This is a genomic window from Coleofasciculus sp. A1-SPW-01, assembly GCF_040217205.1.
In the GTDB taxonomy this organism is placed as follows: domain Bacteria; phylum Cyanobacteriota; class Cyanobacteriia; order Cyanobacteriales; family Coleofasciculaceae; genus Coleofasciculus; species Coleofasciculus chthonoplastes_A.
The window spans coordinates 96,267-102,319 of record NZ_JAVJNP010000126.1 but is presented as its reverse complement, the minus strand read 5'-3'; the positions used below and the strand labels follow the sequence as shown (position 1 = coordinate 102,319).

The 6,053-nt window shown below is 45.8% G+C and carries 5 protein-coding genes; 3 read left to right on the top strand and 2 right to left on the bottom strand.

The annotated features are described in order from the left end of the window. Window positions 1-318: transposase (locus RH949_RS19085; protein ID WP_446355312.1), on the top strand; the 318-nt coding region annotated here is incomplete at its 5' end. Here the strand turns inward: RH949_RS19085 and RH949_RS19080 are convergent. Next, window positions 315-1,379, bottom strand: coding sequence for a potassium channel family protein (locus tag RH949_RS19080; RefSeq protein WP_006098057.1), 1,065 nt, complete (start codon window positions 1,377-1,379; stop codon window positions 315-317). The genes RH949_RS19085 and RH949_RS19080 overlap by 4 nt on opposite strands. A gap of 92 nt (window positions 1,380-1,471) precedes the next feature. Here RH949_RS19080 and RH949_RS19075 point away from each other — a divergent pair, with 92 nt between their 5' ends. Continuing rightward, the gene (locus RH949_RS19075) at window positions 1,472-2,761 is read left to right on the top strand and encodes an ABC transporter substrate-binding protein (RefSeq protein ID WP_446355309.1); all 1,290 of its coding nucleotides are present in this window, start codon (window positions 1,472-1,474) and stop codon (window positions 2,759-2,761) included. A 122-nt stretch (window positions 2,762-2,883) separates the two neighbouring features. Here RH949_RS19075 and uvrC read toward each other — a convergent pair whose 3' ends face one another. Further along, window positions 2,884-4,824, bottom strand: a complete 1,941-nt coding sequence (uvrC, locus tag RH949_RS19070) for an excinuclease ABC subunit UvrC (protein ID WP_446355307.1) — start codon at window positions 4,822-4,824, stop codon at window positions 2,884-2,886. 386 nt (window positions 4,825-5,210) lie between these two features. On the opposite strand from uvrC, the gene RH949_RS19065 reads away from it, so the two are divergent. After that, window positions 5,211-6,032 (top strand): protease complex subunit PrcB family protein, encoded by an 822-nt coding sequence (locus RH949_RS19065; RefSeq protein WP_446355305.1) that lies wholly within the window; start codon window positions 5,211-5,213, stop codon window positions 6,030-6,032. The last annotated feature ends 21 nt before the right edge of the window (window positions 6,033-6,053 follow it).

The following is a 6,053-nucleotide window of genomic DNA, read 5'->3' as shown; positions in this document are numbered from 1 at the left end:
AAAGTCGATGGTTACTATTTGACGCTTTCTCTGGAAGATAAAACAGTCCCAGAAATTAAGCCTGACTTCAACCCAGATAAAATCGCTGGGATTGATATGGGGCTGAAGGAGTTTTTAACGACTTCTGAAGGTAAAGTTGTTTATATTACTCAGCATTACCGTAAAGCTCAAAAGCGGCTACGGGTTATTCAAAAGCGGGTTTCACGCCGCAAAAAAGGAAGCAACGGTAGACTTAAAGCTATTAAGCAACTAGGAAAACAGCACAAAACTGATGTCCTAACGTATCCTCGTAGTGCTATATTGTACCAACCTCCTTAACCATGCTTAGGTCGTCGTACCCAGTGAGAACGCAGGGGACTGAGGACACGGTTAAGTAGGCGAATTTGTTCGGCTGTCCCCATGCAGATGAGTACATCTCCAGAGAGTAGGAGGGTTTCACCATTAGGTCCAGCAATCAGATTGCCATCGGCGCGGCGAATTGCTAAAACTAATGCCCCGGTTTGCGATCGCAAATGGGCTTCCCGTAGGGTTTTTCCGATCAAAGGACAGCTTGAGGGGTCAATCAGAAACTCTTCCATGTAAAATGAACGATCAGCCCCGGTGATAATCCCATCGACAAAGTCCATCACCTGAGGTCTCAGAGCAGCTGATGCCATGCGCTTACCCCCGGTGATGTAGGGAGACACCACTGCATCTGCACCCGCACGTTGAAGCTTTTTCAAGGCGTCTTCCGAACTCGCCCGGGCAATGGCGCGGATTTTTGGATTGAGGGTTTTGGCAGAGAGGATGGTATACAGATTTTCTGCATCAGAGGGTAACGCCGCCACCAAACAAATTGCCTTGTCGATACTCACCGCATGTAGGGTACTATCTAAAGTCGCATCTCCTTGGACAACAATGTAACCCAACTCTCGCGCCTCTTCTATCTGATCAGCTTGAGAGTCGATCGTGACAAACGGAATCCCCTCAGCCTTAAATTCTAGGGCAATCTGACGCCCTGTACGACCAAAGCCGCAGAGGATATAGTGGTTGGTTAAGGTATCAATCAAGCGTCGTCGTTGCCTCAGTCGAATTCCTTGTTGAAAGTACCCTTGAATCAGGGCTTCTGTAAAGCGATTGACAATATAACCAATGGCGATAAGACCCATTAAAATCAGGGAAATGGTGAACAGGCGTCCGCGATCGCCCAGAGGATTTGTCTCGCCATAACCAACCGTCGCCAGAGTAATGATCGTCATGTAGGCAGCATCTGACCATGACCACCCTTCCACCAGTTTGTACCATAGCGTACCAATGAGAGCGACTCCCAAGAGGGCAAGCCCACCACCAATCAGTTCTTTCCGCAAACGTTGATATTTCTCTTCTAGGGTTGAGTACACGCAGATGAATGATTGATAACTGTTCCCATCATTAAGCTATTTTCACAGTAAAATAAAATTTTTGCATTGCGTCCCTGGAGTAGAAAGAACGGATGTTCATCCCAAAAATCGGAAAGCTGACCTGTTTATGCCTGAGTTTATTGATACTCTTAACCGCTTGCAGTCTTCCGGGAGAACAGTCAAGCAAAACCGTGACACTCATGGGTACGCTAACCGGGAAAGGAATTCAAGAAGTGCAACAAGTGGTAGCCCCCTTTACCGAGGCGACGGGGATAAAGGTCAAGTATGAGGGAACGGATGCGTTCACCACGGTGTTACCCGTGCGGGTTGACGCTGGAAATCCGCCGGATCTCGCCCTGTTCCCCCAACCTGGTTTAATGGCAAACTTTGCCAGAGATGGGAAACTGATACCCATTGAGCAAATTTTGTCGTCCACCCAATTGTCAGAAGCCTTTTCTCAGAACTGGCTCAACTTAGCGCGGGTTGATGATACCCTCTACGGTATCTGGTATCGAATCTACCTGAAAAGTTTAGTCTGGTATAGCCCAGCCGCCTTTGCCGAAAAGGGGTATCAAGTCCCCAAAACCTGGGATGAAATGATGGTACTGTCTGACCAAATTGTGGCAGATGGAGGCGTTCCTTGGTGTATTGGTTTTGGTAGTGGTGAGGCAACGGGTTGGGTGGGAACCGACTGGATCGAGGATATCATGCTGCGAACCGTGGAACCCGAGGTTTATGATCAATGGGTGAACCACGAAATTCCCTTCACTCATCCAGCCGTTAAGAACGCCTTTGAAAAATTTGGTACGATTGCTTTAAATCCTGACTATGTTGTTGGCGGTAAAACGGGTATTCAGAGTATTTTCTTTGGGGATTCACCCAAGCCACTTTTCGAGCAACCGCCTGGATGTTATCTGCATCACCAAGCCACGTTTATCTCCTCGTTTTTCCCCGATGATGTTGTGTTGGGAGAGGATGTTGATATTTTTATACTTCCCAGTATTGAGCCAGACTTAGGTGTGCCGTTGTTAGTGGGAGGGCAAATCATCGGCATGTTTAATGATACTCCAGAAGCACGGCAGTTAATGGAGTATTTGATTTCTGTGGAACCCCATGAAATTTTAGCTGGAATCAAAGGGTCAATCTCACCCCACAAACAGGTGAGTTTAGAGGTTTACCCCGATGAGGTGACCAAGCGTCAAGCTAAACTCTTATTATCTGACGATGAACTCATCCGCTACGACGCTTCCGATCTGCTTCCTGGAGCCGTAGGCACGGGGACATTCTGGACAGGTATTATAGATTATGTTTCCGGGCAAGATTTGGATCGGATTTTGCAGACTATTGAGGCAAGTTTGTCGGATACAAAAGCTGGTAAGTAGGGGATACGCCTTTCCCCTCACCACAATCCCCCACAGATAAATCAATCCCAGACTAACTTCTAAACCAATCACCCCCCACAGCAACCAGATGCCAGAGGGGTGAGTCGTAGGAGATTTAATTCTCATGGGTGAAAATAGGTATAAATATCTTCGGCTAAACGCGAACCTATTCCCGGAACTTCAGCAAGCTGTTGTACCGATGCTTCTCGAATATAATCAATAGAACGAAAATGTGCCAATAGCTGTTTTTGACGCGCAAATCCTAATCCGGGAATCTCATCTAAGCGAGAACGGCGTAATGTATTACTGCGTTGCTGGCGATGGAAACTTACGGCGAAACGATGCGCCTCATCACGTAAACGCCGCAATAATTGCACCCCCGGTTGTTCAGCGTCGGTGGGGAGGGGAAGGGATTCACCAGGGAGAAAAATTTCCTCCCGTTGCTTGGCTAAACTCACCACTCGAACTTTATCTAACAGGTTCATATCCTGTAATACTGCAACCACGGCGGAGAGTTGTCCCTTCCCACCATCAATCATAATTAAATCCGGGAAATCATTAGAGATTCCCTGTTCTCTGGAAAGGGTGGGTTTAGTTAAGTTATGGGTTTGTGGCGAAATGGTATCGGTCAAACCCGCCCCTACATCTTTATATTTGCGAAAACGGCGACGAATGACTTCTGCTAAACTGGCAAAATCATCGGAATGACCAATCGTTACTGTCGGATTTTTTATCTTATAGTGACGATAATGTTGTTTCGCTGGCGTCCCATTAATAAATACCACCTGAGACGCTACTGGATTCGCCCCCTGAATGTGAGAAATATCATACCCTTCAATCCGATGGGGTAAATCGGATAAATCCAAAATTGCGGCTAAATCCTGCATCGCTTGGCTATTGCGGTCAGCGAATTTCTGCGTCCGTTCCAACTCATACTTCGCATTCCGTTCCACCATTTCAATTAATTCAGCTTTGGTTTGGCGTTGGGGAACTAAAATAGTAACTTTGCGCCCTTTCCGTTCACTTAACCATTCTGCCAATAACTCGGTATCGGTTAACTGATGCTGGACTAAAATTTCACTAGGAATTTCTACCGCGTCAACGGTTTGATAATGGTCTTCTAATACTCGTTGTAAAATTGCCCCTAGTTCAATTCCCCCTGATGGAACTTCAGCAAAAAATCCCAATCGTCCGACTAATCGACCTGCACGAATCTGGAATAATTGAATACAAGCATGATTAGCATCTGCCGCCAGCGCGATCGCATCCCGTGATACGGTATCATCGGGTAGGGCAACTTTTTGGTCAGCACTGAGGGCGTTCAACCCTTTAATCTGATCCCGAATTTTCGCGGCTAACTCAAAGTTCAGCGATTCCGCCGCTTGTTCCATATTTTTGGATAGAATATCAATCAGTTCCCCTGTTCGCCCCTGAAACACCATCGCCATTTTTTGCACCATCTGGCGATACTCCTGCGGTGAAACAAGCTGTTGACAAACCCCAGGACAACGCCCAATATCATAGTTAAGACAAGGGCGGTCTTTAAACAGAGGACGAGGACGTTGACGTTGGGGGAAAATCTGCTTGAGTAGGTGTAATGTACTTCGCAGCAAGCCGACATCGACGTAGGGACCATAATAGCGATCCTTTTCCTTTCTCAGGTTGCGCTTGCGGGTAATAAAGATACGCGGATAGTCTTCTGACCAAGTAATACAAATATAGGGATATTTCTTATCATCTTTGAGCAGCACATTAAAATACGGCTGATGCTGCTTGACTAAATTGGCTTCTAATGCTAGAGATTCGGCTTCCGTATCGGTAACAATAAACTCAATCTCCACCACCTGACGCACCATCATGGCGATACGGGGACTCAGGGGTTGGGTGTTACGGAAATAGGAACGAACGCGCGATCGCAGCTTTTTTGATTTACCAATATAGAGGATGCGATCGCTCCCGTCACGCATTAGATAAACCCCAGGTTCAGCCGGGATTTCTTTCAGGCGACGTTCTAGGCGATCGGGATTATTGACTAGAGGGGTTACTTTAGCCGAGGATATCACAGATACTGATCATCTCGCTTACTCATCTTATCTCTATGATAAAACCTTTTTTTAATTCATGAGACCTGGAACATTTTATTAGAACGAGAGGTCAAAGGGGAAGTCTGGCAATTAGGGAAATTACCCCCCAAATAGGCGGTTATTGTCGTCAAGGAAACGGGGAACAGGCAACAGCCTCGGTCATAACCTACTTAAGTGAAGTGACTCGTAGGGACGCCAGGATTGTGCCAAAAAACAGTAAACTTTGTTGCAATAATTTGACAAAATCAATGTAAATGCGAGACAAAATAAAGGCGTTATCTGATAAATAGCGTCACACCGATCCCCTGATTAACTCAAAGGCTTAATCTTTTAACCTGTTGTCACAACTATTAGGAGTTTTATCAATGAAAAAACTACTCATGATTGCCGCCAGCCTATTTATCATATCGGCAGAATCGGCTCAAGCTTGTAGTTGTATGCGAGCTACCCCTGAGCAACATTTTGAATCCGCTAATGCCGTCTTTTCGGGTCGAGTCGTTAATGTGATCACTCCTCGTCGGACTCACCAACGTCCCCAATTTTCGTTTCCGCAAAAACGAGTCATGTTTGAAGTGTCCGAAGTTTGGAAAGGACAAGAAAGACGCCGCTTAATGGTGATGACATCCGATTCCAGTGCGAGTTGCGGTTTCAATTTTACTGAAGGAGAATCTTACCTCGTCTATGCCTCACGTTCAGATAATCGCTTAACCACATCCCTGTGTAGTGGCACAAAACTATTAAGCCAAGCCCAAGAGGATTTAAGGATGTTAGAAGACCCAGAAACCCCATCCAATACTGTTGCGTTTAACACCTTAGGAAAAAGCTGGAATAGTGGACTAGAAAAACCCTTTGAGACAATAATTCGCGATCAAGCGACATGGGAGCAATTTTGGGCGAATCTTCATTCAATTGATATACCAACGCCATCCTCTCTTGATGTTGACTTTACTGAAAACATGGTGATTGGAGTTGGACTAGGCAATAAACCCAGTGGGGGTTATAGTGTTGAAATTAAAGACATTATCATGAAGGATGATAAGCTGGTGATTAACGCTGTAGAACAGCAACCTGGACAAAACTGTGGCACAACAATGGCAATTACTCAACCTTATCACTTAGTTACGGTAGAACAATCCGATTTACCTGTTGAATTTAATCGTCAAACTGAAATCGTGAACTGTGAGTAACGTCAAGAAAGGAAACAGGAA

Coding starts and splice junctions, on each gene's coding strand:
- RH949_RS19075 (WP_446355309.1), top strand. CDS start 1,472: ATGTTCATCCCAAAAATCGGAAAGCTGACCTGTTTATGCCTGAGTTTA.
- RH949_RS19065 (WP_446355305.1), top strand. CDS start 5,211: ATGAAAAAACTACTCATGATTGCCGCCAGCCTATTTATCATATCGGCA.